This window comes from Sphingopyxis sp. 113P3, assembly GCF_001278035.1.
In the GTDB taxonomy this organism is placed as follows: Bacteria; Pseudomonadota; Alphaproteobacteria; order Sphingomonadales; family Sphingomonadaceae; genus Sphingopyxis.
Window position 1 is genome coordinate 3,244,523 of sequence record NZ_CP009452.1, and the last position, 26,285, is coordinate 3,270,807.

Here is a 26,285-nt window from a genome sequence, read left to right on the forward strand (position 1 = left end):
GTTCCTTGGTGCTCGATTTGGTCCTTGGTCCCCGCTGCCTCCATGCCCGACTTGGGTAAAAAAGCCGTTACAGCAGCGATGCCTGCCGGCACCATGTCCCGGAACGGGTCAGCGAGTGACCCGCCAGCACCCCTCACTCTCGATCTCGACCGTCCAGTCCTGCAGGGCCGCGAGCGCCGCAATCTCACGCGCCGCCTGCGGATCGTCGGCAAGCAGCAGGACCATGTGTTCGGCCCGCATCGCGCGCGCAAGACGCAGCGCCGGCCAGGGACAGCGCATGCCGCGCGCATCGACCACCGCCTCGGCGGATGGCTCATTCATCATAAGGGTTGCGCGAATTGCGGAAATTGAGGCGCACCGGGACGCCCTGGAAGCCCAGTTCCTTGCGCATGCCATTGACCAGATAGCGCTCATAGCTCCCCGGGAGCGCGTCGGTCCGGGTGCCGAAGACGACGAAGGTCGGCGGACGGGTGCGAGCCTGGGTGATATAACGCAGCTTGATACGCTTACCGCCCGGTGCCGGTGGCGGATTGGCGGCAACCGCCGCCTCGAACCAGCGGTTGAGCTTTGCAGTCGAAACGCGATTGGTCCAGATCGCACGCTGCTCGAAGGCAACGCGCACCAGCGTATCGATGCCCTTTCCGGTCGCACCCGAAATGCTGAGCACAGGCACCCCCTTCACCTGCGCGAGCCCGTCGTCGAGCGCTCCGCGCACGCCATTGAAAAGCGCCGAGGGGTTTTCGGCGATGTCCCATTTGTTGAGCGCGACGATCAGCGCGCGCCCTTCCTGCAGCACCTTGTCGGCAATGCGCAAATCCTGCGCCTCGAGCCCCTTGGTCGCGTCAAGCAAGAGCACGACCACCTCGGCGAAATCGACCGCATGGAGCGCGTCGGCGACCGACAGCTTTTCAAGCTTGTCCTGCACCTTGGCGCGCTTGCGCATCCCTGCGGTGTCGAACAGCTGGATTTCATGGACTTCGCCGTCCTTTTCCCACTGCCAGTCCACGCGGATCGAGTCGCGGGTAATCCCTGCCTCGGGCCCGGTGATCAGACGGTCCTCGCCGATCATGCGATTGATCAGCGTCGACTTGCCGGCATTGGGCCGGCCGACGATCGCGAGCTTCATCGGACCCAGCGTATCCTCGTCAGCATCAGCCTCTTCGGCCTCGGCGTCCATGAAGGGTTCAACGATGGGGCGCAGCGCATCGAAGAGCTCGACCTGGCCCTCGCCATGCTCGGCGCTCAATGCGAGCACGGTGTCGAAGCCGAGCGAATAGGCCTCCATCAGTCCGGCTTCGCCCGCCTTGCCTTCGGCCTTGTTCGCGCACAATATGATCGGTGTGTCTTCGCTGCGCAGCCAGCGCGCGATTTCCTCGTCGAGCGGGGTGACGCCCGCACGCGCATCGATCAGGAACAGGGCCGCATCGGCTTCACGAACCGCCTTTTCGGTCTGCACACGCATCCGGCCGGGCAGCGTGGCGGCGTCATGGTCCTCGAACCCCGCCGTGTCGACGATCCGGAACGCGAGGCCCAGCAGCTTGCCATCGCCTTCGCGCCGGTCGCGCGTCACCCCCGGCTGGTCATCGACGAGCGCGAGGCGCTTGCCAACCAGCCGGTTGAACAGCGTCGATTTGCCGACATTGGGCCGGCCGACTATGGCGATCGTCGCGGATCGCGCCATGCTTCGTTCCTATCCGTCGGCTCGGCCGCGCGCGCGGCCTAGCCCAATTACCGCCAGGCGGTGATGCGTCCGTCGTCCGCGAGAATGTAAAGTGTCTGGTTCGCAACCACCGGGGTCTGCGAAAGCGAGGTCTTGAACTCGCTCGTCGCAAGCGTTGATCCGTCCGTCGGCGAAAATTCGGCGAGCTGCCCCTCGCTGTTCACCGCGATCAGCCGCCCACCAGCCAGAATGGGGCCGGTCCAGCGGATCGGGTCCTTCTTCTTCTTGTCGGTTTCGACCCGGTAGCGCTGGAGCTGCTGGATCCAGCGGATCTTCCCCGATCCGCGCGCGACGCAGAGCAGTTTCGCATCATCGGTCATGGCATAGACCCATTCGCCCACCACATAGGGGGTCGAAATGCCCGCGATCGAGATTTCCCAGGTCCGCTGGCCAGTATTGAGCTCATAGCTCGCCATGCGACCGCCCTGGCCAAGCGCGAAAACGCGGCCACGGTCGATGACCGGATCGGCGTCGACGTCGGTCAGGGTCGAGACCGACAGCGCCATCGACGTACGCGCAAGGGCATCTTCCCAAAGATCGCGGCCGTTCTCGTAACGATAGGCCTGAACCTCGCCCGACGAGAAACCCGCAACGATCGTTGCTTCGCCCGCCGCCGGCGAGGCTGCGCCAAACACACTGCCGGCTTCGAGCGAGGCGGTTGCCTGCCACAGCACCGCGCCATTGGCGGCGTTGAGAGCGATGATCTGATTGTCCTGCGTGATCGCATAGACGCCGCCGAAGGCAATCGTCGGCGCGCCGCGCAGCGGCCCTGCGGGTTTGACCTTCCAGATGATCGATCCATCGCTCGCATTGAGCGCGGCAACGTCGCCGACGCCGCTCGTTGCATAGACGATATTGCCGTCGACCGCGGCGCCGCCGCCGAACAGCGAATCCTGAAAATCCTTGCCCGAGCTGCCGATCGACGCGGTCCACAGCCTGGCGCCAGTGTCGGCGCTAAACGCGGTGACGACCGCGTCGGTGTCGACGACGAAGAGGCGGTTGTCAGCGACGACGGGCGAGGAGGCGAGGCGCTGCTTCTTGGTGCTGCCCGCGATCGTCGCGCTCCAGATCTGGCGGCGCGAGGCAGCAAGGGCGAGATGGCCCATCGACTTCGATGCATTGCCGCCAGACTGCGACCATGCAGCGTTGACCACCGGCTCAGGCAGCACGACCGCCGTGCTGGCCAGCGCAGGATCGACCTTCACACTATTGTCGTTCGACAGGATCGAGACGCGTTCACCGACGGTCGGGGTCTTCGGCCCGCCGTTGCCTTTCAGCGCGCCACAAGCTGCCAGCGGCAGCGTGAGCAGCGCCGCGTAGAATACATACCGGCTTTTCATCCTATTTGGCTTCCTCGCTTTTCGCGGCCGCTGCCTTCGGCGCGGCTTCGCCTTTCGTTTCGGCTGCGGCGCTGTCGCTCGCGCGATCTGCTACCGCATCAACGCCCAGCATCCCCGCCATCTGCACCGCGCGTGATTGCAGGGACTGGGGAATATCGGACAATTTGGCGATACGGCCATAAAGCTCGCCCGCCTGATCGAACTGGCCGAGCTGGTAATGCGCAATCGCGCTCAGCTCGGCGGCGCTGGCAAACCAGCTTGAATCCTTGGCATCGACGATGGGCTTCATACGTGCGATGACCGTTTCGGGTTTGAGCGCGTCATATTCAAGCGCGGTCTGCCGGATCAGGGCGAGGTCGCGCAGCGCCTGGTCGATTTTCGTGTCGCCCGCCACCTTCGCCATCAGCGCGGCGGCGCTCTTGAGATCCCCGGTCTGCGCCTTGAGATTCGCCTGCTGGATGAGCGCAGCCGCGCGATAGGCGGGCCCACCTTCCGCGATCAGCTTGTCAAGCTCGAGGGCGGCCGCGCCGGGCTGGCTCGTTTTCGCCTTGTCAAAGGCGGCGAGCAGCGCTTCAGCCTGTTCGCCGCGCCGGGTTTCCTGCTGATGGTTCCAGAACAGATAGCCGCCGAACGCCACGAGCGCTGCGATGACCGCAGCGACAATCCAGCGCCCGTAATTCTTCCAGATCGAATCGAGCCGGTCCTTGCGGACGGCTTCGTCGACTTCCTGCAACAGCGCAGCATTATTGGTCGGGCTCAGCGCCAATCAAACCTCCATCTCGTCCATCCGGCTTTCGCACACGCGTCCCACCGGCCGCCTCCTTAGCGGGGGCGCCGGAAAAGGCCAAGCGATTCACTTGCCGCCCGCCGGGCGGCAGAGCGGTCGTCAGCCGGCGTAGATCTGATCGTCGGTCGGGAATGAACGGGACCTGACCTGGTCCGCATATTCCTGGACGGCGCCGCTGACGACGCTGGCCATGTCCTGGTAGCGCTTCACGAATTTGGGGACGCGCTCAAACATGCCGAGCATGTCGTCGGTAACGAGCACCTGTCCGTCGCACTGCGCCGACGCGCCGATGCCGATCGTCGGACAGGCAACCTTGTTGGTGATCTCGACCGCGATCGATTCGAGCACGCCCTCGATGACGATGGAAAAGGCGCCCGCCTGCGCAACCGCCAGGGCATCCTCGACAATCGAGCGCGCTTCCTCCTCGCTTTTCCCGCGCACGCCGTAGCCGCCAAGGATATTGACCGCCTGGGGCGTCAGACCCACATGACCCATCACGGGGATCCCGCGCTGGGTCAGAAACTCGATCGTCGGGGCGAGCACCTTGCCGCCCTCGAGCTTGACGGCCGCGGCGCCCGTTTCCTTGAGCAGCCGCGCGGCATTGTCGAACGCCTGCTGCGGGCTCCCTTCATAGCTGCCGAACGGCATGTCGACGATGACGGCGGCATGATAGCTGCCGCGCACGACGGCCGCGCCGTGCAGCGACATCATATCCATCGTCACTCCGACGGTGTGCGGCAGGCCATAGATCACCTGCGCGAGCGAATCGCCAACGAGCAGCATGTCGCAATGCGGGTCGAGGAGCTGCGCCATGCGGACCGTGTAGGCTGTCAGCATAACCAGCGGCTCGCCGCCCTTTCGCTGGCGAATCCGCGGCACCGTCAGGCGCTTCATCGGCTGCGGCGTCGGATTGGCGCGGCTCGTGGAGGTGTCGAGGGTGAGCGTTTTGGGGAGCGTGGACATGGCGCGCGGCTTAGACCCTAATGTTGCAGCGCAAAAGCGGTTCCGCGGTTTGTGTGATGAAACTTTTACTTCATGTCAGATCTGATTAACATAAGGTCTCGCCCACTCCAGGAAAATCCGTCGTGACCAGACCGCCTTTCACCAATGACATCCGAACGCTGCGCTTTCTGGCCGGCGAGATGACGCAGGGCGAACTGGGCCAAAAGGTCGGCGTCACGCGCCAGACCATCGCCGCGGTCGAGCAAGGCAGATATTCCCCTTCGCTCGAGGTCGCATTTCGCATCGCGCGCGTCTTTGGCAAACCGCTCGAGGCGGTGTTCCAATGGCAGGAAGGATGAAGCCGCAGCTTGGCCGCTGCAGCAATCGGGCATAAACTGGCATGGCGAAAGGTACCCCGGACATGCGCGCGCTGCCCCTCTTCTGCCTCCCTCTCCTGCTCGCCGCCTCAGCCAACCCGGCCGCGGCGCAGGAAGCCCTCCCAGCCGATCTCCATCTCCTTCCCGCCTCCGCCGATACAAAACCCCGGCCATGGGCCATCCTGTTTCCGCGCGCCGAGGGGATCGGGAAGCTTGCGCCGGGTAATCAATATTCCGACCTTGCCGCTTTTTTGAACCAGCGCGGGATCGATGTCCTGATTGTTGACGACGACGCCGCACTCAAGCGGCTGGGACCGTCTGGTTCAGCCGGCGAGAAGCGTGCGGCGATCGCCATCGACGCGCTTGCTCGCCTGCGCGCCGCGCAACGCTTTGACAGGCGCTGCCCCGGCGTCGCGATCGGCTGGTCGCGCGGCGGCGAGGGCGCGCTGACCCTCGCCTCGACGCCGGATGGGCCTGAAAGCGGCTTTCGCGCTGCGATCGTCTATTATCCCTCGGTTCGCTCGCAGCGCTCACCCTGGCCCCAGCGCATGCCGGTGCTCGCGCTGCAGGGCACCGAAGACGGCACGGCGCCCGCGAAACGGCTCGAAGCGCTTGCAGCAACCCGCGTCCAGAACCCTAAATATCCGTTCATCATCAAGCTCTATCCCGGCGCCGGTCACCGCTTCGATGTCGCGCACCCGGTCGATGATCCCGACAGCGCCTCGGCGCCCCGCGACTATCGTGCGGCTGCGCACACGGCGGCCCTCGAAGCGATCGACGGCTTCCTCACCGAGCGCGCAATCAGCAGCGCAAGCTGCGCGCTCGACTAGGCTCTGCCCGCCTCGGTCAGCGCCGCAAGCTGCTCGGGCGCGAGCCGCAGCGCCTCGCTTGCCATGATCTCGTCGAGTTGCGCGACGCTTGTCGCACTGGCGATCGGCGCGGTCACGCCAGGCTGTGCCGCGACCCAGGCGAGCGCGATCTGGGACAGCGTCGCGCCCGTCTCTCTCGCGATCCTTTCCATGGCTGCAAGCACGTCCGGTCCGCGCCCCGCCATATAGGGCTGAACGCGCGCACCGCGCGGGCTCTTGGAGAGATCATCGGCATTGCGATACTTGCCCGACAGATATCCCGAGGCGAGACTGAAATAGGTGATGACCCCCAACCCCTCGGCGGTGCACAGCGCCTGCAGAGGACCTTCATACTGGTCGCGGTCCAGGAGGTTGAGCTCGGGCTGCACGACCGTGAAGCGAGACAGACCGGTCTTGGCCGACACCGCGAGCGCCTCGCCGAGCCGCGCGGCCGAATAGTTGGACGCGCCGATCGCGCGCACACTACCTTGATCGATCAGTTCGCTGAACGCACCAAGCACTTCATCGAGCGGCACGTCGGGATCGTCCTTGTGGGCAAAATAAAGGTCGATCACATCGACGCCGAGCCGGTCGAGCGAGCCCTGCACCGCCGCGCGCACGCGATCGGGCTTCAGTCCGCCCTCCATCATCCCGACCTTTGTCGCGATGAGTATCTGATCGCGCGCGCCGCTCGCCTTCAGCCATTCGCCGAGCATGGCTTCCGATTCGCCGCCCCTGTTCCCCGGCACCCAGGCCGAATAGACATCGGCAGTATCGATCATCCCGCCGCCCCGCTCGACGAAGCGATCGAGCACCGCAAAGCTTGCGGCCCGATCGGCGGTCATGCCGAAGACATTGCCGCCGAGCACGAAGCGGCGGATCGAAAGACCGCTGTTGCCCAGTGCACGCTCGCTCATCGCATTTCTCCTCGTTTTGCGGCACGAACGGCTTCGCGCGGATTGTCGCTGAACAGGCCGTCGATCCCGGTCTTCAAATAGATGCGGATCTCGGCCTCGAGATCACCGCGGCCGGCAGGATTGATCCCGCGCTTGTTGGCGAGCGGCAGAAAATAATTCTCGCGGCGGAATGTCCAGGGATGCACCTTCAGCCCCGCCGCGTGTGCGTCGTGCACGAGGCTGGTCGCCTCGCCGAGCGTCCCAAGCACGCTCCGCGGGATGATCATCGTCTTTGCCGGACCGATCCCGTCGGCATAGGTTGCGATCGCTTTCAGACCCGCTGGCGACACCATTTCGGCGTAGGTCGCGGCGGGATCATCGGCGGGTCCGCCCGCGCCATCGACCAGCTGGATCAGCGGCAGTTCGCTCTTCGCCCGGAGCGCCTTCAGATTGCCAATTTCGAAGCTTTGAATGAATATGGGTGCGCCTCGGCCGCGATAGCCATATCGCTCAAGCTGCGCGAGCAAGGGGCCTTCGTGCGGCAGGCCGATGGACGCGAAATAGCTTGGATGCTTGGTTTCGGGATAGACGCCTACCGGATGCGACCGCCCCTTGTTGATACGGGCAAGGAGCGCCAGAATTTCCTCGAAGGTCGGAACCTCGAACATGCCGTCGTAGGCGGTGCCCCGCAGGCCCGGAATGCGCTCCTTCGCGCGCAGGGTCTTGAGTTCAGCGAGCGTGAAATCCTCGGTGAACCAGCCCCTGACCTCCTTTCCGTCGATCCGCTTGCTTGTCCTGCGGTCGGCAAATTCGCCGTGAGCGGCGACATCGGTGGTCTCCGAAATCTCATTCTCGTGTCGCGCAACGAGCACTCCGTCCCTGGTCAGCACCAGGTCGGGCTCGATATAGTCGGCGCCCTGCTCGATCGCCAGCTCGTAGCTCGCAAGCGTGTGCTCGGGGCGCTCGCCCGAGGCTCCGCGATGCGCAATGATGATCGGCGGCCTGCCGTCGAGTGTGGGCGTTGCTACCATCGGCTCAGCGCCGCAGCCCGCAAGCGCCATGAGCGCAAGCCAAGCGGCGGGCCGGCGCTTCATGCCGCAAAGCGGACCCGCCAGTCGCTTTCGGAAAATCCGACGCTGATGCCATCATCGGCCTCGACCACCGGGCGGCGGATCATGGCCGGCTGATCAAGCATCAGCACCTTCGCCTTCGCAGGGTCGAGCCCCGCCTTGTCAGCGTCGGGCAGTTTGCGAAAGGTCGTCCCGCTCTTGTTGAGAAGCCTTTCCCAGCCGACCGCGTCGATCCATTGCTGGAGCCTTGCAGGTTCAAGCCCGTCCTTGCGAAAGTCGTGGAAGCGGTAGGAAATACCGGCGCCGTCCAGCCAGCGCCGTGCCTTTTTCACCGTGTCGCAGTTCGAAATGCCGTAGAGAGTCAGTGCCATCCAGCGACTTTAGGAGAGCGGGGGCATGTCGGCAATGCGCGTGTTGGCGCTCGCGAGCTTGCCGCGCAGCGCCCTCGCGAATCCCTGATGGAGCCCCGCTGCAATGTCGGGATTTGCGGCAAGATAGGCGCGCAGCGCCGCTGCAGGAACGAACCACAGCCGCGCATTGGTGGTCAGCGTCACCGTTCCTGTCGCGTGGGCGCCATCGAGGACTGTCGCCTCGCCGATCAGCGCGCCGTCGGTCAGCGTCCCCACCTCGGCCCCGTCGCGCTGGATCAGCGCGCGGCCCTCGGCAAGGTAGAAGAGACTGGGCGCTGCGTGATTCTCGCGAATAAGCACCTCGCCGCGCTTTGCCGTGATCCAGTGGCCCTGGTCGATGAGACGCCGGACGCTGACGGCGCCAAGGTCGGCAAGGTGCAAGGCACGAAGGGCCTGCTCCTCGGGCGAGAAACGGATCGCGGCATCATGCAGCCAGCTGCGCGCTGCAAGGACGCCGTTCACAACAAGAATTGCCAGCAGCAGCAGCGCATAGCCGACCTGCGAGTGGATGACGGCAGCGGGCAGCGCGAGCAGCGCCGCACAGGCGATGCCGAGACGCACTTGTTCCGTGCGCGTGGCAAGGCACGTTGCCAGCAGCAACAACAGGGCGCCATACCCGAACAAGGCGGGGCTGAAATTCGCCATAAGCTGTATCGTTTCGCGTTGTCGTCCTGATCGTTAGGACACTATGCATATAAGGTTACCGATTGCCGAATGCGAGCGCGTGAGCTGCGATCCACTCACGCATCATCGAAACGCCGAAACAGTCGCAAATTAGCAGTTTTCACCGCCCAAGAAAAGCATAGGTGCGGGAATGCCCGGAGGATGCTAATTTCCTTGCTCTTGCTTCCCCGGTGCGTCCGCGCCAAGGCAGCGCGCGATTCGGGTTTTGATGCAGAAGACGATAGAGATGACGAAAACATGGCAACCGCATAGCTGGCGCTCGCACGAAGCGCGCCAGCTTCCAACCTACCCTGACAGCGCCGCGCTCGAAGCGGCCGAACGCGAACTCGCAAGCTATCCGCCGCTGGTCTTTGCGGGCGAAGCACGCGAGTTGACAAGCGAGCTTGCGCGGGTGGCGGAGGGCAAGGCCTTCCTGCTGCAGGGCGGAGATTGCGCCGAGAGCTTTGCCGAGTTCCATCCGAACAATATCCGGGACACGTTCCGCGTCCTCCTGCAAATGGCGGTGGTGCTGACCTTTGCCTCGAAGATGCCCGTGGTGAAGGTCGGCCGCATGGCAGGCCAGTTCGCCAAGCCGCGCTCGGCCGACATGGAGGAGGTGAACGGCACGTCGCTCCCCAGCTATCGCGGCGACATCATCAACGATATCGGCTTCGAGGCGAAGGGCCGCGACCCCGACCCGGCACGCATGGTCAAGGCCTACAACCAGTCCGCGGCGACACTCAACCTTCTGCGCGCCTTTGCAAATGGAGGCTATGCCAATCTCCATCAGGTCAATGCCTGGACGCACGACTTCATGGACCGCAGCCCGTGGGCGAAGAAATATCAGGAAACCGCTGCGCGGATTTCCGAAGCGCTTGCTTTCATGGAAGCCTGCGGCGTCACGCCAGAAACCGTCCCGCAGATCAAGGGCACCAGCTTCTACACCAGCCACGAGGCGCTGCTTCTTCCCTATGAGCAGGCGCTGACCCGGCAGGACAGTCTGACGGGCGGCTGGTACGACACCTCGGGTCATTTCCTCTGGGTCGGCGACCGCACCCGTTTCGAAGGCTCGGCGCACATCGAATATCTGCGCGGCATCGGCAATCCTGTCGGCATGAAATGCGGACCCAGCCTCGAGCCCGAGACCCTGCTGCGTCTGCTCGACACGCTGAACCCCGATCATGTCCCGGGGCGCATGACGCTGATCACCCGCTACGGCCACGACAAGATCGAGGCGCATCTGCCAAGGCTCGTCCGCGCCGTGAAGGAATCGGGCCACCCGGTCGTCTGGTCGTGCGATCCGATGCACGGCAATGTCATCAAGACCTCGACCGGGTACAAGACGCGCCCGTTCGAGCGCATCCTCGCCGAGGTTCGGGGCTTCTTCGCCGTCCACCGCGCCGAGGGCACGCATGGCGGCGGCATCCATATCGAGATGACCGGCCAGAATGTTACCGAATGTACCGGTGGCGCGATGGACGTGACCCAGATGGATCTCGCCGACCGTTACCACACCCATTGCGACCCACGTCTCAACGCGGGGCAGAGCCTCGAGCTCGCATTCCTGCTCGCCGAAATGCTCAATCAGGAAATGAGCGAACGCGCGAAGCAGGCAGCCTGATCATCGGCTAGCCCGCTCCGCCGCCCCGGCAACGCCGGGGCGGCGATGCTCTTCTACTGGGTTCCGCCCGGCCAGCGCCTGGTATCGGCAAAGGCCCGTCCGAGCGCGACGTGGAGGTCCGCATCCTCTGCCGCACCTCCGAGGGGCACCTTGTCGGTGAAATTGTCGCCAGGGCCATGATAATCGCTGCCGAGAAAGGCCTCGAGCAGTCCCATGTCCGAAAAACTGCCTCCGACCATCAGCGAGGGCACATTCTTGGCGCCGAGCGCCCAGCCGTCCTGGCGCTGGACGAAGGCGTCCGCTTCGCCGTCGCTGTCGATCCGGCGTCCAAGGCTGGTCGCCACATCGCGCACCACCGCGTCATAGGCGGGGCGACCGCGGCCGATCGTCGCGACCGGCGTGCCGCGCGGCGAAATGGCAATGGTGTCGATGTTGAGCGCCACGGTGATGTCGCCGAGGGGCAGGACGGGGTGATCGGCGAAGTAGGAGGCGCCGAGCAGTCCCTTCTCTTCGGCCGTGGTAGCGAGGAAATAGATGTCGCGGTCGGGGCGCGGTCCGCTCGCAAGCCGCTTTGCGACCTCGATCAGGACCGCAATCCCGCTCGCATTGTCGACGGCGCCATTGCAGATGCGGTCCGCCGCTCCCTCGGGACCGCAAATGCCGAGATGGTCCCAGTGACCCAGAAACAGCACGGCCTTGCCGTCGGGCTTCGCGCCGGGCAGCTTCGCAACGACATTGTTGCTGACAAAGGGGCGGATGGAAGAGGTCGCGCTAAAATCGGCGGTCACGGGTAGCGAGATGCCGCGATAGTCGGGGGCCCTGGCCGCCTCGCGCAGCGCGCCGCCGTCCTGCCCGGCGCGCGCGAACAAAGCGTCCGCCGCCTCGAGCGACAGGAATCCGCTGATCGCGGGCCCCTCGCTCATTTCGCGAGCTGGGCGCACCGTCTTGCCGCCCAAGGCGCCGCGAAGCTGCGCCCAGGGAACGGCGTCGGTCGCGACCACCAGCACTGCCGCCGCGCCGGCCTCTGCAAGCATCTTGCGACGCTCGCGATAGCGCGGCGGCTTGTCGCCAAAGGGCGGATTGTCGAACAGCATGATCGCGAGCTTGTCCTTGACGTCGGTGGCGACCTTTCCCGTGCCGTCGATGCCATAGCCGACGAATACGGCCGGCACGTCCTTCAGCGTGACCGAGGGATCGCGCCCGGTCAGCATGATGCCGTCATCCTCGAGCGCGAAATCGCGCCCGTGGACGCGCAGCTTCGCATCGCCCGAAATTGCGGCGCTTTCGACAAGCGGAACCGGCTGCAGCCACGGGGTTGCGCTGCCCGGAACCGCTTCAAGACCAGCTTTTGCCCATTCGCCGATGATATAGGCGATGGTGCGATCCTCGCCGTCCGTGCCCGGCGCCCGCCCCTCGAAAGCGTCGCCCGCCAGAATGCGGATATGCTCGGCAAGCTGCGCTTCGGTAACGGGCGCGTCGACCCCCTTGGAGAAGGCGCCGGGAGCCGCGAAAACGGTGAAAGCGAAAGCCGCCACGGCGGCGCGGAAGGCTGTGTTCTGCATGGCCCGGCCGCATGGCATGGACCGCCGGGGGAGGCAAGGCGCGTTCGTCGAACGACGAATGGAGCCTCACCCTCGCTCGAGGCGAGAGAGATTATCTCCGGCCCGCCCGCTCCAGCAGCGCCTTCGCCGCGGCAACATGCATGTCCTCGATCATCCGACCTTCGTACCGCTGCGCTCCGCCCGTCGCAGCAGCCACCAGGGCCTCGGCCGCGGCGATCTCGCGCTCCGATGGCGCAAAGGCACTGTTGCACGCCTCGACCTGCGACGGGTGGATCAGCGTCTTGCCGTCGAACCCGAGCCGCCGCCCTTCGGCCGCCTCGGCGGCGAAACCCGGCGCGTCGTCAATCGCGTTGTAGACGCCGTCGAAGCACCAGATGCCACCCGCACGCGCCGCCAGCACGATGGCCTGGATCGCATGGCTCATGGCGCCACGATCCATGCCATCCGGCAGCTTCAATTCATGCGCCAGGTCGTTGAGCCCGGCGATCAGACCCGCGACCGCCCGGTCGGCGGAGATGTCGCGCGCGGCATAGACGGCGGCTGGCGTCTCGATCATGGCAAATAACGGCAGGCCGAGCCCCCGCAACGGTTCAAGATCGGCAGGTGCGTCCACCTTGGGTAGCACGATCGCGTCGAGCGCAACGCCGGTCAGCGCCGCAATATCCGCCGCCTGTTCGGCAGAGCCCGTCGCGTTGACGCGCACCGCGATCCGCTTGCCCGGATAGCCGCCCGCGACCGCGGCGCGCATCGCCTCGCGCGACTCGGCCTTGCGGTCCGCGGGCACGGCATCCTCAAGGTCAATGATCAGCATGTCGGCGGCAAGCGCATGCGCCTTTTCGAGCGCACGCGCGTTGGAGGCAGGAACATAGAGGAGCGAGCGCGGGGCGAAATCGGCCTGTGTCATGCGCTTTTGTCTGGCGCAACCGGACCATAGCCGCAATAAGGAAGAGAGTTTGCACGGACGATTTGCGGGAGGGATGGTCTATGTATTTCGCGATCACGCTGGTGGTCCTGGCGCTCGTCTTCCTGATCTGGGCGCTCACGCCGGTCCGGCAGGGCTATGCCTATACGATCGAGCGCTTCGGCCGCTACACGCACACCGCGCAGCCTGGACTCAACTTCATCATGCCGATCTTCGACCGCGTCGGACGCAAGGTGAACATGATGGAGCAGGTGCTCGATATCCCGGGGCAGGAGATCATCACCAAGGACAATGCGATGGTCGCGGTCGACGGCGTCGTCTTCTTCCAGGTCCTCGACGCGGCGAAGGCTGCCTACGAGGTGAGCGACCTCTACCTCTCGATCATGAACCTGACGACGACCAATCTCAGAACCGTGATGGGCTCGATGGACCTCGACGAGACGCTGTCGAAGCGCGACGAGATCAACACCCGCCTGCTGCACGTGGTTGACGACGCGACCACGCCGTGGGGCGTCAAGATCACGCGTGTCGAGATCAAGGACATCCGGCCGCCGGCCGACATTTCGAACGCGATGGCCCGCCAGATGAAGGCCGAACGCGAGAAGCGCGCCGCCATCCTCGAGGCCGAAGGCATGCGGGCCTCTGAAATTCTGCGCGCCGAAGGCGAGAAACAGGGCCAGATACTGCAGGCGGAAGGTCGCCGCGAGGCCGCGTTCCGCGACGCCGAAGCGCGCGAGCGCGAGGCTGAAGCCGAAGCCAAGGCAACGCAGATGGTTTCAGATGCGATCGCGAGCGGCAACGCCCAGGCGATCAACTATTTCGTTGCGCAGAAATATGTCGAAGCCGTGAGCCAGTTCGCGACCAGCCCGAACAGCAAGACCATCCTCTTCCCGGTCGAGGCAACCCAGCTCATCGGCACGCTGGGCGGCATCGGCGAACTCGCGAAGGACGCCCTCGCGAAACGCGACGGGGGCGCCTGACATGCCGGTCTGGCTGACCGACCTCGAGCCGCATTGGGCGTGGCTGTCGCTCGGCGTGCTGCTCGCTGCAGCCGAGATCGTTGCGCCGGGCTTTTTCCTGATCTGGATCGGCGCGGCTGCGATCGTCACCGGAGTGGTGGTCTGGGTTCTGCCGCTCAGCGTCCCGCTCCAGCTCGGCATCTTCGCTGTCCTTGCCTTCGTCGCCCTCTACGGCGGGCGACGCTGGCTGAGGGCGAACCCGATCACCTCGGCCGATCCGCACCTCAACCAGCGTGCCGGGCGGCTGGTCGGCGAGGTGCTGACGGTGACGAAAGCGATCGAGGACGGCCGCGGCCGCGCCAAGGTCGGCGACGGCGAATGGCCGGTGCGCGGCCCCGATGCGGCCGAGGGCGCGAAGGTCCGCGTGGTCAGTGCCGAAGGCGGCGTGCTGGTGGTGGACCACGCTTGAGCCGATCGTCAGGAGCAGCGGTGCAAAATCGGTAAGTGGCGATCCTTTTTTGCGGTTTTATCGAAAGGGGTCAGCCGCCCCGAGGCCGCGAATAGACCGCGACCGTCCCGCCAAGCGCGTCGCTTTCGCCGATTGGCTGAAACCCCAGTTTTGCCGCCACCCGCTCCGACGCCACATGCCCCTTGTCAATAATGGATCGCACCTCGCCAGCGCCCAGACAGGTGTCGGCCCAGCCAAGCGCGGCGGTCATCGCCTCGGTGGCGTAGCCCGCACCCCAATGGTCCGCGTCAAAGGCCCATCCGGCCTCGGGCACGCCTTCGAGCTCGGCCATGCCGCGGCAGAAATAGCTGAGCCCGCCCATTCCGATCAGACGATCGGTGGCGCGATCGGCGAACACCCAATATCCAAAGCCCATCACCGGCCAAAGCCCCGCGGCGGCAAGAAACTTGCCCCAGCTCACGTCGGGGGTACGCGGCTCGCCCCCGATGAAACGCGTCACACGCGGATCGGCCCACATCGCGATATGGTCGTCCTTGTCGGCCAGGCGAGGTTCGCGCAGGCGCAAACGGGGCGTCTCGATGACGGGCGCGGATGCGATCATCAGACAGCGCTATCAGCGCGGCCAGCGGACGACAAGAGCAGCCGAAACCCTGGTTTGGCGGCCCCCTTGCTATCTGCCGTCAGGCGGCGGCCGCCACCTTGTCGGCTCGCGTCACGGCATCGTCATAATCGCTTTCATATTTGGCGATCAGCGCGCGGTCGTCGTGGTTCCACGGGTGGAACCCCGGCATGAAATAGGCAAGCCAGGGCAGGAAGCTCTTGCGCAGGATGCCCGGCTTGCCGAGCAGATACCACCAGATGCGCGCCGTCACGCGCCAGCCGGCGAGCCCGTCCTGCGCGAGCAGCACCTTCATCCCGTGGACCCGCCTCGGCCAGAAGCGGGAGGTGACCGCGAGCATCATCAGAGACTTGGCCTTCCAGCGCCGCCAGCGGCTCCAATCCTTCGTCGCGTGCAGCCAGGTGTCATAGGCAACGCCCTTGTGCTCGATTTCCTCGATAGCGTGCCATTTCCACAGCTCGCCCCACTCGGGCTCGGCGCCCGTGTACATCCCGGGATTCCGGAGCATGATCGCGGCGAGCATCGCGGTATAATGCTCGAGCGCGATCGTCGCCATCAGGTTGACGATCGGCGGACGCTCACGGATCAGCTCCATCACATTGTCGACATCCGCCTCGAGTTCGGACAGATCATAGCCCGCCTCGGCAGCCTTGCGATTGAAGACCACATGCTCGCGGCTATGGATGACCTCCTGCTGCGTGAAGGCGCGGATTTCGCGGGCGAGCTTGTCGGGCACCCCGTCACGGTGCGCCTTTACCGCCTCGACGAACATGGCCTCACCCTTGGGAAAGGTCACCGACAGCGCGGTGTGAAAGGTCGAAGCAATGGGATCCCCGTTCAGCCACCAGCGCCCTTGCCGGTCGTCGCGGCCGAAGCGCCGGTCGCGCGGCGTAATCGAAAGATCGGCGGGAGTCGGGGAGAGCGAAAGGCTGGACATATCTTCTTCACCGGCGAATAGGGGGGAGGCGGCAGTGCCGCAGGGGCATATAATTAGGAATTACTTACAGTGGTGTCAATTGCAAAGAAGCGGCTCAGCCCGGAGGAAAGCCGGTCGGTCGCGCTCGAAGCGGCGCGGCAGATCCTGATCGAGATGGGGCCGCAGGCAGTGACGCTGAAGGCCGTCGCATCGCGCATCGACCGCACCCACGCCAATCTTCTCCACCATTTCGGCAGCGCGGCGGGCCTCCAGAAAGCGCTCGCGGCCTATCTTGCTGAAACGGTGTGCGACACGATCGCGGCTCGAATGACCGCCTCGCCGCCGGGCGAGCGCGACGTGCGCGAGATCGTCGACCTTGCCTTCGACGCCTTTGACAGCGGCGGCGCGGGTGCCCTTGCAACCTGGATGGCCGCAACCGGCAACGACGACGCGCTCGACCCGATTGTCGCCGCGATCCACCGATTGATCGATGGCATGGCGCCCGACGCGCACGAGAAGCGCCTGATGCACGAAGACACGCTCGCGCTCGTCCTGATGGCCATGGGCGATGCGCAGCTCGGCGGCACCATGGCCGAAGCCCTCGGCCTGCCGCGCGATACCGCCCGCGCGCTCGCGACCGAGCTGATCACCGGCCGCATCGCCGCCTTCTGGGCCGAGCAGGGCGGCAAGGCAGAGGGATAAAGGCTGGCAATCCTCCGCTGCGCAAGCTAGAGGACGCCATCCCTCCATTCCGTCGCACGAGCGAAGACGTGATTCCTGTCGGCCGCCGCGCGGCGGGAGGCAATCGACGTGGCTCGACACGAATGTCCCGTCTCGTTTCCGGCGTCCGCCCCGAAAGCAGCTTTTCATGCACTTCCTCGACCAAGCCAAGATTTTCATCAAGTCCGGCGACGGCGGTCCCGGCGCGGTTTCGTTTCGGCGCGAAAAATATATAGAATATGGCGGACCTGACGGCGGCAACGGCGGCAAGGGCGGCGACGTGATCTTCGAGGCGGTTGCCGGGCTCAACACGCTGATCGATTTTCGCTACACCCAGCACTTCAAGGCCAGGCGCGGCTCTCCCGGCGCCGGGCGCGACCGCACCGGCGCTGGCGGCCCCGATCTGGTCATCCAGGTGCCGGTCGGCACCCAGATCCTCGCCGACGATGAGGAACGCAGCCTGCTGGCCGATCTCACCAGGGAGGGTGAGCGCATCGTTTTCCTGCGTGGCGGGGACGGTGGGCGCGGCAATGCGAGCTACAAGACCAGCACCAACCGCGCGCCCCGCCAGCACGGCCCTGGGTGGCCAGGCGAGGAAATGTGGGTGTGGCTGCGACTGAAGCTGCTCGCCGACGCTGGACTTGTCGGGCTGCCCAATGCCGGCAAATCGACCTTCATCAATGCGGTGACCAATGCGCAGGCCAAGGTGGGATCCTATGCCTTTACCACGCTTCGCCCGCAGCTCGGCGTCGTCAGCCACAAGGGGCAGGAATTCGTGATCGCCGACATCCCGGGCCTGATCGAGGGCGCGGCCGAGGGGGCCGGCGTTGGCGACCGCTTCCTCGGTCATATCGAGCGCTGCCGCGTCTTGCTCCACCTTGTTGATGCAAACGATGCCGATGTCGCAACGAGCTATCGCATCGTCCGCGACGAGCTCGAGGCTTATGGCGCCGATCTTGTCGACAAGCCGGTCATCGTCGCGCTCAACAAGATCGACACGCTCGACGACGAGCTGATCGCGGCGCTTTCAGCCGAGCTCGCGGCTGAAAGCGGCCTTCCCGTCATGGCGCTCTCGGGCGCGAGCGGCGCGGGAGTCGAGGCAGTCCTCGACAAGCTGCTCGAAGCCATCGGTCACCCGGAACCGGGCGAGGACGAGGACGAGGAAGCGGGCGGCGACTGGTCGCCGATCTGATCACCGCGCCTCGAGCACCATGTTGAACGGGCCTTCGCTCGCGCGCCGAACCGTCTCGAAGCCGCCCTTGCGGATAATGTCCGATAGCCGAGCCTCACCCGCCTGCGCCCCCAGCGCCTCGCCGACCTCCTGGTCGAGCGAGGTGGGCACGCAGATCATCGTCGACGCATTGTAATAAAGGCGCCCGACCGGGTTCATATTCTCGGCGGGTGTGTCGCCTGCGATCGGCTCGACGATCATCCAGCGGCCTCCCGGAGCCAATATACGCCGCATATGCGCCGCGCAGCCGCGAGGATCGCCCATATCGTGCAGGCAGTCATACATGGTGATGAGGTCGAAGCCCTCCTCGGCAATATCCTTCGCTGCCGCAACCTCGAATCGCACGCGACCTTCATGGCCATGGCCTTCCGCATGCCGCCGCGCTTCGTCGATCGATGGCGCGTGGAAATCGAACCCGACGAACAAGCTTTGCGGAAAGGCGTCGGCCATCAGCAGGGTAGAGAAGCCGACCCCGCAGCCGACATCGGCGACTTTCGCCCCCTGGCGCAGCTTCTCCTCGACGCCATCGAGCGCCGGGATCCAGTTCTGGACGATATTGTTGACATAGCCTGGCCGAAAAAAGGCCCCGGTTGCGCAGAAGAGGCAGCCTGCGTGATCGCCCCAGCGCACGCCGGTGCCGCGGCGAAAACATTCTTCAACCTTGGGTTCAGCCTCGATCATCGCGGCGATCAGGTCGAAGGCGCCGGCGAGATAAACGGGGCTGTCGCGGTTGGCGAAAACCATCGCCTGCTCCGGTGACAGGCTGAACCGGTCCGAGGCCGGGTCATGGTCAATATAGCCGTTCGCTGCCTGCGCAAGAGCCCATTCGCGGACGTAACGCTCGTGCAGTGAGCCCGCGCGCAGCGCGAGTTCGGACGCCGTCGCGGGCGCCCCCGCAAGCGCATCGAACAGGCCGAGCCGCAAGCCCAGCCGCACCGTCGGCACGCTCATTCCGCCGCCCAGATCGCCGAGCATCTTGCCGACGAACATGTTGAGCCGGTCTTCATCGATTCTTGCCGCCATCTGTCCTCTCCCGAAAAAGGGGTGCGCGACTCTCCAGAAGGGCTCGATGAGAAGAGCAGCATAGCATATTGCCTCAAAGTCAGCACCAAGGGCGCAGATATTCGCATTGGCACCTATGCACGCGCGCGCTATCGGCGGCACAATGAGCCTGTTCCCACCCGCCTCCTGCCCCCGCCTGATCGTCAAGATCGGATCTGCGCTGCTCGTCGACACAGACGGCACCGTGCGGCGCGAGTGGCTCGCAGGGATCGCTGCCGATATCGCGGCGCGGGCGAAGGCAGGCCAGCAGGTCGCGGTCGTCTCGTCGGGCGCTATCGCGCTCGGCGCGCGGCGGCTGGGGCTCGCCAAGGGCGGACGCGCCAGTCTCGAGGATGCGCAGGCCGCCGCGGCCACGGGTCAGATCGCGCTAAGCCAGGTCTGGGCCGAGGTGCTGGGCGCGGAGGGTCTGACCGCCGCGCAGATGCTCGTCACCCTCGACGATCTGGAACATCGCCGTCGCTATCTCAACGCTGCGGCGACGCTCGATCGGCTTCTCAGCCTGGGGGTCGTGCCAGTCATCAACGAGAATGACAGTGTGGCGACCGCCGAGATCCGCTTCGGCGACAACGACCGGCTCGCCGCGCGCGTCGCGCAGGCAGCGGGCGCGTGCGGGGTCGTCCTTCTCTCCGACATCGACGGGCTTTACGACCGCAACCCGGCGCTCGAGGGCGCCCGCCACATTGCGCGGGTCGACCGTATCGACGCTGCCATCGAGGCGATGGCGGACACAGGCTCTGCCTCGGGAATGGGCTCGGGCGGAATGGTGTCGAAGATTGCCGCAGCGCGGATCGCCGGCGCCGCGGGGGCGAATCTCGCCATCGCTTCGGGTCGGACCCCCCGGCCGCTGTCGACCGACGCGCGCCACACATTGTTCGTCGCGGATAAAGGCGCAAGCGCGCGCAAGGCGTGGCTAGCCGGCGGGCTGACCGCCAAGGGCCGGCTTTGGATCGACGCGGGGGCGGTGAAGGCGCTCGGCGGCGGGGCAAGCCTCCTCGCCGCGGGAGTGACGGGCGCGAGCGGAAACTTCCAGCGCGGCGACATTCTCGACATCGCGGACCCCGAGGGGCGCGTTGTCGCGCGCGGCCTCTCCGAATATCCCGCCGCCGACGTCGAGGCGATATTGGGGCTCGGCCGCGAGGCGCAGGAGGCGGCGCTCGGCTATGCTCCGCGCAGTGCCGTCGTCCACCGCGACCATCTGGTGCTCTTGTGACGACGCCGACGCTTGCGATGACCGGCGCGACCGGCTTCGTCGGCGGCGCAACCTTGAACCAGGCCGTCGCGGCGGGCTGGCGCGTGCGCGCGCTCACGCGCCGCCCGCAGCCCAAACGCGAAGGGGTGACGTGGATCAAGGGTGCGCTGGACGAGCCCGACAGTCTCGCAGACATGGCGGCGGGCAGCGACGCGCTGCTCCACGTCGCGGGGGTCGTCAACGTGCCTACGCGCGCGGCATTCGAAGCCGGAAACGTGGTCGCGACGGGACAGGTCATCGACGCCGCGCGCCGTGCCGGCATCACGCGCTTCATCCATGTTTCCTCGCTTGCGGCGCGCGAACCCGCGATTTCCAATTATAGCTGGTCGAAAGCACGCGCCGAGACGATCGTTCGCGCGAGCGGACTCGACTGGACGATCGTGCGTCCGCCCGCGGTCTTCGGACCTGCTGACACCGAGATGCTCGACCTCTTTCGCATGGCCCGGCGCGGGGTGGCGCTGCTCCCGCCCAAGGGGCGCATGTCGGCGATCTATGTCGAGGAACTTGCGCGCCTCCTCGTTGCCCTTCTGGCCGACAGCGACGCGAGCATTGGTGCCACCTACGAGCCCGACGATGGCCGCCCGAACGGCTGGTCTCACCGCAGCTTTGCGCGCGCGATCGGCCGCGCTGTCGGACGCGGCCACGTCTCGACGCTCGCTGTGCCCCGCATGGTCCTGAAGGCGGGCGGCCGGCTCGACACGCTGGTCCGCCGGGACCGCGCCAAGCTGACCCCTGACCGCGCGCGCTATATTGCGCACCCCGACTGGGTGGTTGCCGCAGGCGCCCTCCCGCCTCCCGAGCTCTGGCGACCCGAAATCGCGACCAGCGACGCTCTGGCCGAAACGGTGCGCTGGTACCGCCGCGAAGGCTGGCTCTGATTGCAGGAGCGCCCCGTTGTCGATGCCCCCTTATGAGCCGCCGGTCGAAGCGTGCATTGCCAAGGATGGGCGCCGTCACTAGGTCTGGGGTATGACCGACAGCACCGCCACACCGCCACATGGCTCTCAGGGCCCGTGGGCCATCCCCGTCCGCCGCCCACTGCCGGGAGACGACGCGCCCAAATCGACCACCAGTTTCCCGCGCAAGGTCTGGCATCTCCTCGTCGCAATCAAGGACGGGCTCGCGCTCGTCTTCCTCCTTATGTTCTTCGCGCTCCTCTTCGGCCTGCTCTCGAGCCGCCCCAACGCGGCGCTCCCGGTTCGCGAGGGCGCGCTGCTGCTTGAGCTCGACGGTATCGTTACCGAACAGCCGGCAGAAATCGACCCCTTTGCGGCGCTGTCCGGCGGTCAGGATTTCAAGGAATATCGTGTTCGCGACATCGTGCACGCACTCGAGACCGCCGCTGAGGACAAGCGGGTGACGTCGGTGGTGCTCGACCTCGACCGCTTTCTTGGCGGCGGCCAGGTCTCGCTTGCCGAAATTGGCACTGCGATCGACAAGGTACGCGCGAAGAAAAAGCCCGTGCTCGCCTTCGCCACTGCCTACACCACCGACAGCTATCAGATTGCCTCGCATGCCAGCGAAATCTGGTCGGACCCGATCGGCGGCGTCGCCATTGCGGGACCGGGGGGCTCGCACCTTTATTACAAGGGACTGATGGACCGGCTCGGCATCACCGCGCACATCTACCGCGTGGGCACCTTCAAGAGCGCCGTCGAACCCTTTCTGCGCACCGACCAGTCACCCGAGGCGAAAGAGGCCGACCTCGCCTACGCCTCGGTGCTGTGGGACAAATGGAGAAGTGACGTCAAAAAGGCGCGGCCAGCGGCGAAGATCGACGTCTTCATCGCCGACACCCCCGGCCGCGTCAAAGCCGCCGGGAATGACCTTTCGAAGGCGTCGCTCGACGCGGGACTGGTCGACAGGGTCGGCAGCCGAATGGCGTTCCAGAGGCGCGTCGCTGAAATCAGCGGCGTCTACGACGATAGCCGCCCTTGGGAGTATAATGCGATCCCGCTCGACAATTGGGTGGCTGCCAACCCGCCTGGAAAGAAGGGCGCCGCGATCGCAGTCGTCCCGGTGATCGGCGAAATCGTCGATGGCGAGGCCTCGAACGGCACGGCAGGCGGCGAGACGATTGCGCAGCATGTCCTCGACGCCGCGACCGACGAAAAGGTCAAGGCGATCGTCCTGCGTGTCGACTCCCCCGGAGGATCGGTGCTCGCTTCGGAAGAAATCCGTCAGGCGCTGCTCGCTGCGAAAACAAGGAAAAAGCCGATCGTCGTCTCGATGGCCAATGTCGCGGCATCGGGAGGCTATTGGGTGGCAACCCCTGCCGACCGCATTTTCGCCGAGCCGGACACGATCACCGGTTCGATCGGCGTTTTCGGCATCCTGCCGAGCTTTGACCAGGCACTCGCCAAGATCGGCATCACCGCTGACGGCATCGCGACGACGCCGCTGTCGGGTCAGCCGGATTTGCTCGGCGGCGTGAATGATGCGTTCAACCAGCTCGCGCAGGCCAGTGTCGAGGATATCTACGCGCGCTTCACCGGGCTCGTCGCCAAGAGCCGCAAGCAGCCAGTGGAGAAGATCGAGGCGATTGCCGAAGGCCGCGTGTGGGCGGGCGGCACCGCGCGCCAGCTCGGCCTCGTCGATCAGTTTGGCGGCCTCACCGACGCGCTCGCGGCCGCTGCGAAACTCGCCAAGGTCGACGGCGATTACCACGCCAAATATTTTGAAGACGAGCCCAGCGAATTTTCAAGGATGCTCGCGGGACTTTTCGGCGCTGAGCAGGATGAGGCGGCTACCGCACCGCGCGGCTGGTTCGGCATTGCGGCGATGAGGCGCCAGCTCACCGAGCGGCGGCTGGCTGAGGACCTCGCGCTGCTGACCGAGGCGGGGTCGGTGCAGGCCGCGTGCCTGGACTGCCGCGCCTACCTGCCCGCCGTCCCGCGCGCGCAAAGACCTGCGACAAGTGGCTTCCTGGCAGGGCTTGCGCTTCTGCTGAAATGATGAACGCCCTGCCCGCAGAAAGATGCGGTCAGGCGGCGACGAGAGCCTCCTTCGCATGCTTCGCGATCGCGTCCGTCAACGTGTCGACGAGGGCAAGCGGCAGATCGTGCCCCATTCCCGGAACCGTCATCAGGCGCGAACCGGCGATACTGGCAGCGGTGTCGCGCCCGCCAGCGAGCGGCACGAGCGGATCATCTTCACCGTGGATGACGAGCGTTGGTGTCCTGATCGTCCTCAGCATCGGGCGCCGGTCGCCGTCGGCAATGATCGCTGCCATCTGGCGCGCGACGCCCTGGGGGTAAAAGCCGCGCTCATAGTCGGCGCGTACCTGGCGCTGCAGCCGCGCTTCATCGGGCGGATAGCCGGGGCTACCGATCACCTGCGCCGCACGGACCGAATAGGCGATCATCTCCTCGGGGTCACCGCCCATCGGCCGGTTCGCAAGCACCCGCATCGCTTCCTTTCGGGCGCGTGGCAGGCGGCGATTGCCCGTCGTCGACATGATCGAGGTGAGTGAGAGCACGCGCGCGGGATAGCGCGCCGCGATATGCTGGGCGATCATGCCGCCCATCGATGCCCCGACAATATGCGCGCGCTGGACACCGAGCCCGTCGAGCAGCGCCACAGCGTCGGCAGCCATGTCGGCGAGCGTATAGGCCGGGCGTACCGGCAGACCCAGCGCCGCCTTGACGAACATCCATTTGAGGTTCGGCACTCCCGCCGCCTCAAAGCGCGTCGACAGGCCGACGTCGCGATTGTCATAGCGAATGGTCCGGAACCCGTGCACGTTCAGCGCATCGACGAATTCGTCCGGCCAGAGGGTCAATTGCCCGCCAAGCCCCATCACCAGCAGGATCACCGGCGCGTCGCGCGGTCCCTTGTCTTCATAGGTGATCGAAAGGCCGTTGGCGTTCGTCTGCTCGCTCGTCATGTGCGCATATCCGTCAGCTGACAATTGCGGGGCGATACTTGGCGGAATCGCTGGTGAATTCCGCGCGGCCATAGCCCGCGAGCTGGCGCTCGATCCGACGCACGAGCCGCCGGTCGGCGAGGCGGCGGAGACCCGGCAGGCGCGATGCCGCGCGGTAGGCCGCCATGCGCCCCGCGGCGGCGAGCATCGTCGCGCCATAGATCAGATGGTCCCGGCGCGATACCGGCACGCCGACCTCCGCGGCGCGCTCCTCGTCCCCGCTCAGAAAGGCCTTCACAAAGAAGACGCGGCTGACCGAACGCTCGAGCCGCCGTTTGATCCGGCCCTTGGGTGAGGCATCTGCCGACAGCTCCGCCTCCATCGTCGCGCGCAGCAGGCCGCCGCAGATGCTATCATCATATTCGTAGCGCAAGGTCGCACTGCGCGTGCGCCAGATGCGCACAATCTCCTGCGGGGTGTCGGCGAGCAGATCCTCGGGCAGGCCGAGAAGATAACAGCGGTAGCGCGCAAGCTCGACCCGCGCGCGTTCGAGCCGGGTGAAGCGGGTGCGCCCCTTCGCCAGCACCTCCTGCGACAGGAAATAGATGGGGATGAGCCCCGCGGGCATCTGGTCGAGCTGTGGGATCGGCACGCCATAGGTTTTGGCGTCCCACATATCCGGCCGCGAGAGAATGTTGACGCGCACCATCGCGTGCATCAGCCGCACCATCGCCGCCGCCTTGAAGCCGGGTCCGAAGCGCTCGAGCGCCCCGGGCAGCGCGGTCGTGGCAAAAAAGGTCGCGGTCTCCTTGACGCGCCGCGCCGCGGTTGCGTGGCCGAGCGTGCCGGTGAGCGCCATGGGCAGCGCCGAATATTTGTTGAGGAAAGTCGCGATGAACGCCCCGCGGATCAGGAACGGGGAAAGGTTCGCCGTCGCATTGCGCTCATAAGCCGCACCCTCTTCGACGAGACCCATGTCGAGCCACGGCGGTTTCTGCTCCATTTCCCTGATCAGCGCCACCAGTTCGGCGGGCGCATCTTGAACGGCCTCAACGCCCCTGTCGCAGGCCTCGACCAGCATCGCGACGGTGCGCTGAAAGCCATAGCGCGGCATCAGCGCAGCGTAAGCGTCGCCGGTGCGATCGCCGAGCATCGTATATTCGCGGATGCGCGCAAGGAGCTGCGGGTCCTCCAGATAGGCCGCCCTGTCGGCTCCCCGGACCCGCCCGAGTTCGCTGACCGCATCGGGCTCGGGGGCCCAGCGTTCGGGAGGTCTGTCAAAATCGAAGCGCCCGAAAAGATCGGGAAGGGCCTCGGCCTGGCCGCGCACCCGGTGGGCGATCGCGCTGACATCACTGTTCATAAGGCGAACCTGCCACAGATTCGCGATTTGGCAAGCCTAGCCGCTATTCGCCCCGCGGTAAGCCGGAAGCCCCAAAGACCAATGGATTGCCGCGCCGCGAAGCCCGAAACCGGCGAGTGCGCCCGCAATCGCCGCAATGGCGGTGCCCGTCCCGAGCCACTCCAGCAGGAGGAAAAGGCCCGACGCCAGCGCCGCCGCCGTGACATAGACTTCGGGCCGCATGATGATCGAGGGCACGCCCGCGAGCACGTCGCGGATCGTCCCTCCGACGCAGCCGGTAATCACGCCCATCAGCAAAGCGGGCGCGGGAGGCACACCCCAGGCGATCGCCTTTGCAGTGCCGAACACCGCATAGCCCGCAAGCCCGACGGCGTCCGCCCATTCGAGCAACTGTCCGCGCCACCAGCGCTCAGGCGTCACCCAGACGACGACCGCGATCGCAATGCACATTGCCGCGATCGCGCCGTCGTGCACCCAGAATACCGGCGCGCCGATGAGCAGGTCGCGCACGCTGCCGCCGCCGACCCCGGTGACGAGGGCAAAAAAGCTCGCGGTGACCAGCGTCTGCCGCAGCCGCACCGCCATGAGGGCACCCGACAGCGCAAAAACGCCGATGCCGACCAGATCGAGCAGGCGGATGACAAGCGCATTGTCGAAGCCCGGCATCGCCGCCG

27 protein-coding genes are annotated in these 26,285 nt (G+C 65.9%); 10 read left to right on the forward strand and 17 right to left on the reverse strand.

The window, feature by feature from the left end; translation table 11 throughout:
* Positions 1–108: 108 nt before the first annotated feature.
* The 5 genes from LH20_RS15710 to panB form a co-directional block, all read right to left on the reverse strand.
* The gene (locus LH20_RS15710; protein ID WP_053556318.1) at positions 109–321 is read right to left on the reverse strand and encodes a sulfurtransferase TusA family protein; all 213 of its coding nucleotides are present in this window, start codon (positions 319–321) and stop codon (positions 109–111) included.
* A complete protein-coding gene (der, locus tag LH20_RS15715; protein WP_053555038.1) occupies positions 314–1,681 on the reverse strand; it encodes a ribosome biogenesis GTPase Der in 1,368 nt (455 codons plus the stop codon). The genes LH20_RS15710 and der overlap by 8 nt, the downstream gene beginning before the upstream one ends.
* A 47-nt stretch (positions 1,682–1,728) precedes the next feature.
* The gene (locus LH20_RS15720) at positions 1,729–3,060 is read right to left on the reverse strand and encodes an outer membrane protein assembly factor BamB family protein (RefSeq protein WP_053555039.1); all 1,332 of its coding nucleotides are present in this window, start codon (positions 3,058–3,060) and stop codon (positions 1,729–1,731) included.
* A 1-nt stretch (position 3,061) separates the two neighbouring features.
* Complete coding sequence (locus tag LH20_RS15725; RefSeq protein WP_053555040.1) at positions 3,062–3,826, reverse strand: tetratricopeptide repeat protein; 765 nt, start codon at positions 3,824–3,826, stop codon at positions 3,062–3,064.
* A gap of 120 nt (positions 3,827–3,946) precedes the next feature.
* Positions 3,947–4,810 (reverse strand): 3-methyl-2-oxobutanoate hydroxymethyltransferase, encoded by an 864-nt coding sequence (gene panB, locus LH20_RS15730; protein WP_053555041.1) that lies wholly within the window; start codon positions 4,808–4,810, stop codon positions 3,947–3,949.
* Positions 4,811–4,932: 122 nt separating this feature from the next.
* On the opposite strand from panB, the gene LH20_RS15735 reads away from it, so the two are divergent.
* Both LH20_RS15735 and LH20_RS15740 read left to right on the forward strand, forming a co-directional pair.
* Positions 4,933–5,148 (forward strand): helix-turn-helix transcriptional regulator, encoded by a 216-nt coding sequence (locus LH20_RS15735; protein ID WP_083455452.1) that lies wholly within the window; start codon positions 4,933–4,935, stop codon positions 5,146–5,148.
* 41 nt (positions 5,149–5,189) lie between these two features.
* Complete coding sequence (locus LH20_RS15740) at positions 5,190–5,996, forward strand: dienelactone hydrolase family protein (RefSeq protein ID WP_083455453.1); 807 nt, start codon at positions 5,190–5,192, stop codon at positions 5,994–5,996.
* Here LH20_RS15740 and LH20_RS15745 read toward each other — a convergent pair.
* The 4 genes from LH20_RS15745 to LH20_RS15760 are packed head-to-tail and all read right to left on the reverse strand — an operon-like array spanning position 5,993 to position 9,035.
* Positions 5,993–6,931 carry an aldo/keto reductase gene (locus LH20_RS15745; RefSeq protein WP_053555043.1) on the reverse strand — a complete coding sequence of 313 codons (939 nt, stop codon included), beginning with the start codon at positions 6,929–6,931 and terminating at the stop codon, positions 5,993–5,995. The genes LH20_RS15740 and LH20_RS15745 overlap by 4 nt on opposite strands.
* The gene (locus tag LH20_RS15750; protein ID WP_083455454.1) at positions 6,928–8,004 is read right to left on the reverse strand and encodes a glycerophosphodiester phosphodiesterase; all 1,077 of its coding nucleotides are present in this window, start codon (positions 8,002–8,004) and stop codon (positions 6,928–6,930) included. The genes LH20_RS15745 and LH20_RS15750 overlap by 4 nt, the downstream gene beginning before the upstream one ends.
* Positions 8,001–8,351 (reverse strand): ArsC family reductase, encoded by a 351-nt coding sequence (locus LH20_RS23360; protein ID WP_053555044.1) that lies wholly within the window; start codon positions 8,349–8,351, stop codon positions 8,001–8,003. The genes LH20_RS15750 and LH20_RS23360 overlap by 4 nt, the downstream gene beginning before the upstream one ends.
* Positions 8,352–8,360: 9 nt before the next feature.
* On the reverse strand, positions 8,361–9,035 hold the full coding sequence (locus LH20_RS15760) for a Crp/Fnr family transcriptional regulator (protein ID WP_053555045.1): 675 nt from the start codon (positions 9,033–9,035) through the stop codon (positions 8,361–8,363).
* A gap of 265 nt (positions 9,036–9,300) precedes the next feature.
* Between LH20_RS15760 and LH20_RS15765 the strand changes: the two genes are divergently transcribed.
* Positions 9,301–10,674, forward strand: coding sequence for a class II 3-deoxy-7-phosphoheptulonate synthase (locus tag LH20_RS15765; protein ID WP_053556321.1), 1,374 nt, complete (start codon positions 9,301–9,303; stop codon positions 10,672–10,674).
* Between the two features lie 53 nt (positions 10,675–10,727).
* On the opposite strand, the gene LH20_RS15770 is transcribed toward LH20_RS15765, so the two are convergent.
* Both LH20_RS15770 and LH20_RS15775 read right to left on the reverse strand, forming a co-directional pair.
* The gene (locus LH20_RS15770) at positions 10,728–12,236 is read right to left on the reverse strand and encodes a M28 family peptidase (RefSeq protein ID WP_235527000.1); all 1,509 of its coding nucleotides are present in this window, start codon (positions 12,234–12,236) and stop codon (positions 10,728–10,730) included.
* Positions 12,237–12,327: 91 nt separating this feature from the next.
* Positions 12,328–13,140 (reverse strand): HpcH/HpaI aldolase/citrate lyase family protein, encoded by an 813-nt coding sequence (locus tag LH20_RS15775; protein WP_053555047.1) that lies wholly within the window; start codon positions 13,138–13,140, stop codon positions 12,328–12,330.
* A gap of 80 nt (positions 13,141–13,220) precedes the next feature.
* On the opposite strand from LH20_RS15775, the gene LH20_RS15780 reads away from it, so the two are divergent.
* A complete protein-coding gene (locus LH20_RS15780) occupies positions 13,221–14,138 on the forward strand; it encodes an SPFH domain-containing protein (RefSeq protein ID WP_053555048.1) in 918 nt (305 codons plus the stop codon).
* Between the two features lies 1 nt (position 14,139).
* Positions 14,140–14,586 (forward strand): NfeD family protein, encoded by a 447-nt coding sequence (locus LH20_RS15785; protein WP_053555049.1) that lies wholly within the window; start codon positions 14,140–14,142, stop codon positions 14,584–14,586.
* 70 nt (positions 14,587–14,656) lie between these two features.
* Here LH20_RS15785 and LH20_RS15790 read toward each other — a convergent pair whose 3' ends face one another.
* Both LH20_RS15790 and LH20_RS15795 read right to left on the reverse strand, forming a co-directional pair.
* Positions 14,657–15,187, reverse strand: coding sequence for a GNAT family N-acetyltransferase (locus LH20_RS15790; RefSeq protein ID WP_053555050.1), 531 nt, complete (start codon positions 15,185–15,187; stop codon positions 14,657–14,659).
* A gap of 79 nt (positions 15,188–15,266) precedes the next feature.
* The gene (locus tag LH20_RS15795; RefSeq protein WP_053555051.1) at positions 15,267–16,142 is read right to left on the reverse strand and encodes a metal-dependent hydrolase; all 876 of its coding nucleotides are present in this window, start codon (positions 16,140–16,142) and stop codon (positions 15,267–15,269) included.
* A gap of 72 nt (positions 16,143–16,214) precedes the next feature.
* Between LH20_RS15795 and LH20_RS15800 the strand changes: the two genes are divergently transcribed.
* A complete protein-coding gene (locus tag LH20_RS15800; RefSeq protein ID WP_053556322.1) occupies positions 16,215–16,823 on the forward strand; it encodes a TetR family transcriptional regulator in 609 nt (202 codons plus the stop codon).
* Between the two features lie 166 nt (positions 16,824–16,989).
* On the forward strand, positions 16,990–18,033 hold the full coding sequence (gene obgE, locus LH20_RS15805; protein WP_053555052.1) for a GTPase ObgE: 1,044 nt from the start codon (positions 16,990–16,992) through the stop codon (positions 18,031–18,033).
* Here the strand turns inward: obgE and LH20_RS15810 are convergent, their stop codons facing one another.
* Positions 18,034–19,095: a class I SAM-dependent methyltransferase gene (locus LH20_RS15810; RefSeq protein WP_053555053.1), complete on the reverse strand. Its 1,062-nt coding sequence runs from the start codon at positions 19,093–19,095 to the stop codon at positions 18,034–18,036.
* A 142-nt stretch (positions 19,096–19,237) separates the two neighbouring features.
* Here LH20_RS15810 and proB point away from each other — a divergent pair, with 142 nt between their 5' ends.
* From proB to sppA, 3 genes are all read left to right on the forward strand, one after another.
* Positions 19,238–20,344 carry a glutamate 5-kinase gene (gene proB / locus LH20_RS15815; RefSeq protein WP_053556323.1) on the forward strand — a complete coding sequence of 369 codons (1,107 nt, stop codon included), beginning with the start codon at positions 19,238–19,240 and terminating at the stop codon, positions 20,342–20,344.
* Positions 20,345–20,361: 17 nt separating this feature from the next.
* Positions 20,362–21,261, forward strand: coding sequence for an NAD(P)H-binding protein (locus tag LH20_RS15820; protein WP_053556324.1), 900 nt, complete (start codon positions 20,362–20,364; stop codon positions 21,259–21,261).
* Between the two features lie 91 nt (positions 21,262–21,352).
* Positions 21,353–23,338 (forward strand): signal peptide peptidase SppA, encoded by a 1,986-nt coding sequence (gene sppA, locus LH20_RS15825; RefSeq protein ID WP_083455455.1) that lies wholly within the window; start codon positions 21,353–21,355, stop codon positions 23,336–23,338.
* Positions 23,339–23,366: 28 nt separating this feature from the next.
* Here sppA and LH20_RS15830 read toward each other — a convergent pair whose 3' ends face one another.
* The 3 genes from LH20_RS15830 to LH20_RS15840 are packed head-to-tail and all read right to left on the reverse strand — an operon-like array spanning position 23,367 to position 26,277.
* Positions 23,367–24,269 (reverse strand): alpha/beta fold hydrolase, encoded by a 903-nt coding sequence (locus LH20_RS15830; protein WP_053555054.1) that lies wholly within the window; start codon positions 24,267–24,269, stop codon positions 23,367–23,369.
* Between the two features lie 13 nt (positions 24,270–24,282).
* On the reverse strand, positions 24,283–25,611 hold the full coding sequence (locus tag LH20_RS15835; RefSeq protein ID WP_053555055.1) for an oxygenase MpaB family protein: 1,329 nt from the start codon (positions 25,609–25,611) through the stop codon (positions 24,283–24,285).
* A gap of 36 nt (positions 25,612–25,647) precedes the next feature.
* Complete coding sequence (locus LH20_RS15840; protein WP_053555056.1) at positions 25,648–26,277, reverse strand: trimeric intracellular cation channel family protein; 630 nt, start codon at positions 26,275–26,277, stop codon at positions 25,648–25,650.
* Between the last annotated feature and the right edge of the window lie 8 nt (positions 26,278–26,285).

Bases quoted from the DNA above. Each gene is read 5' to 3' on its own strand.
- LH20_RS15740 (WP_083455453.1), top strand. From the start codon at position 5,190: ATGGCGAAAGGTACCCCGGACATGCGCGCGCTGCCCCTCTTCTGCCTC.
- LH20_RS15780 (WP_053555048.1), top strand. From the start codon at position 13,221: ATGTATTTCGCGATCACGCTGGTGGTCCTGGCGCTCGTCTTCCTGATC.
- LH20_RS15830 (WP_053555054.1), bottom strand. From the start codon at position 24,269: ATGACGAGCGAGCAGACGAACGCCAACGGCCTTTCGATCACCTATGAA.
- LH20_RS15840 (WP_053555056.1), bottom strand. From the start codon at position 26,277: ATGCCGGGCTTCGACAATGCGCTTGTCATCCGCCTGCTCGATCTGGTC.
- sppA (WP_083455455.1), top strand. From the start codon at position 21,353: ATGACCGACAGCACCGCCACACCGCCACATGGCTCTCAGGGCCCGTGG.
- panB (WP_053555041.1), bottom strand. From the start codon at position 4,810: ATGTCCACGCTCCCCAAAACGCTCACCCTCGACACCTCCACGAGCCGC.
- LH20_RS15810 (WP_053555053.1), bottom strand. From the start codon at position 19,095: ATGGCGGCAAGAATCGATGAAGACCGGCTCAACATGTTCGTCGGCAAG.
- LH20_RS15785 (WP_053555049.1), top strand. From the start codon at position 14,140: ATGCCGGTCTGGCTGACCGACCTCGAGCCGCATTGGGCGTGGCTGTCG.
- LH20_RS15775 (WP_053555047.1), bottom strand. From the start codon at position 13,140: ATGACACAGGCCGATTTCGCCCCGCGCTCGCTCCTCTATGTTCCTGCC.
- LH20_RS15720 (WP_053555039.1), bottom strand. From the start codon at position 3,060: ATGAAAAGCCGGTATGTATTCTACGCGGCGCTGCTCACGCTGCCGCTG.
- obgE (WP_053555052.1), top strand. From the start codon at position 16,990: ATGCACTTCCTCGACCAAGCCAAGATTTTCATCAAGTCCGGCGACGGC.
- LH20_RS15835 (WP_053555055.1), bottom strand. From the start codon at position 25,611: ATGAACAGTGATGTCAGCGCGATCGCCCACCGGGTGCGCGGCCAGGCC.
- der (WP_053555038.1), bottom strand. From the start codon at position 1,681: ATGGCGCGATCCGCGACGATCGCCATAGTCGGCCGGCCCAATGTCGGC.
- LH20_RS15750 (WP_083455454.1), bottom strand. From the start codon at position 8,004: ATGAAGCGCCGGCCCGCCGCTTGGCTTGCGCTCATGGCGCTTGCGGGC.
- LH20_RS23360 (WP_053555044.1), bottom strand. From the start codon at position 8,351: ATGGCACTGACTCTCTACGGCATTTCGAACTGCGACACGGTGAAAAAG.
- LH20_RS15770 (WP_235527000.1), bottom strand. From the start codon at position 12,236: ATGCAGAACACAGCCTTCCGCGCCGCCGTGGCGGCTTTCGCTTTCACC.
- LH20_RS15795 (WP_053555051.1), bottom strand. From the start codon at position 16,142: ATGTCCAGCCTTTCGCTCTCCCCGACTCCCGCCGATCTTTCGATTACG.
- LH20_RS15790 (WP_053555050.1), bottom strand. From the start codon at position 15,187: ATGATCGCATCCGCGCCCGTCATCGAGACGCCCCGTTTGCGCCTGCGC.
- LH20_RS15765 (WP_053556321.1), top strand. From the start codon at position 9,301: ATGACGAAAACATGGCAACCGCATAGCTGGCGCTCGCACGAAGCGCGC.
- LH20_RS15745 (WP_053555043.1), bottom strand. From the start codon at position 6,931: ATGAGCGAGCGTGCACTGGGCAACAGCGGTCTTTCGATCCGCCGCTTC.
- LH20_RS15760 (WP_053555045.1), bottom strand. From the start codon at position 9,035: ATGGCGAATTTCAGCCCCGCCTTGTTCGGGTATGGCGCCCTGTTGTTG.
- LH20_RS15710 (WP_053556318.1), bottom strand. From the start codon at position 321: ATGAATGAGCCATCCGCCGAGGCGGTGGTCGATGCGCGCGGCATGCGC.
- proB (WP_053556323.1), top strand. From the start codon at position 19,238: ATGAGCCTGTTCCCACCCGCCTCCTGCCCCCGCCTGATCGTCAAGATC.
- LH20_RS15820 (WP_053556324.1), top strand. From the start codon at position 20,362: ATGACCGGCGCGACCGGCTTCGTCGGCGGCGCAACCTTGAACCAGGCC.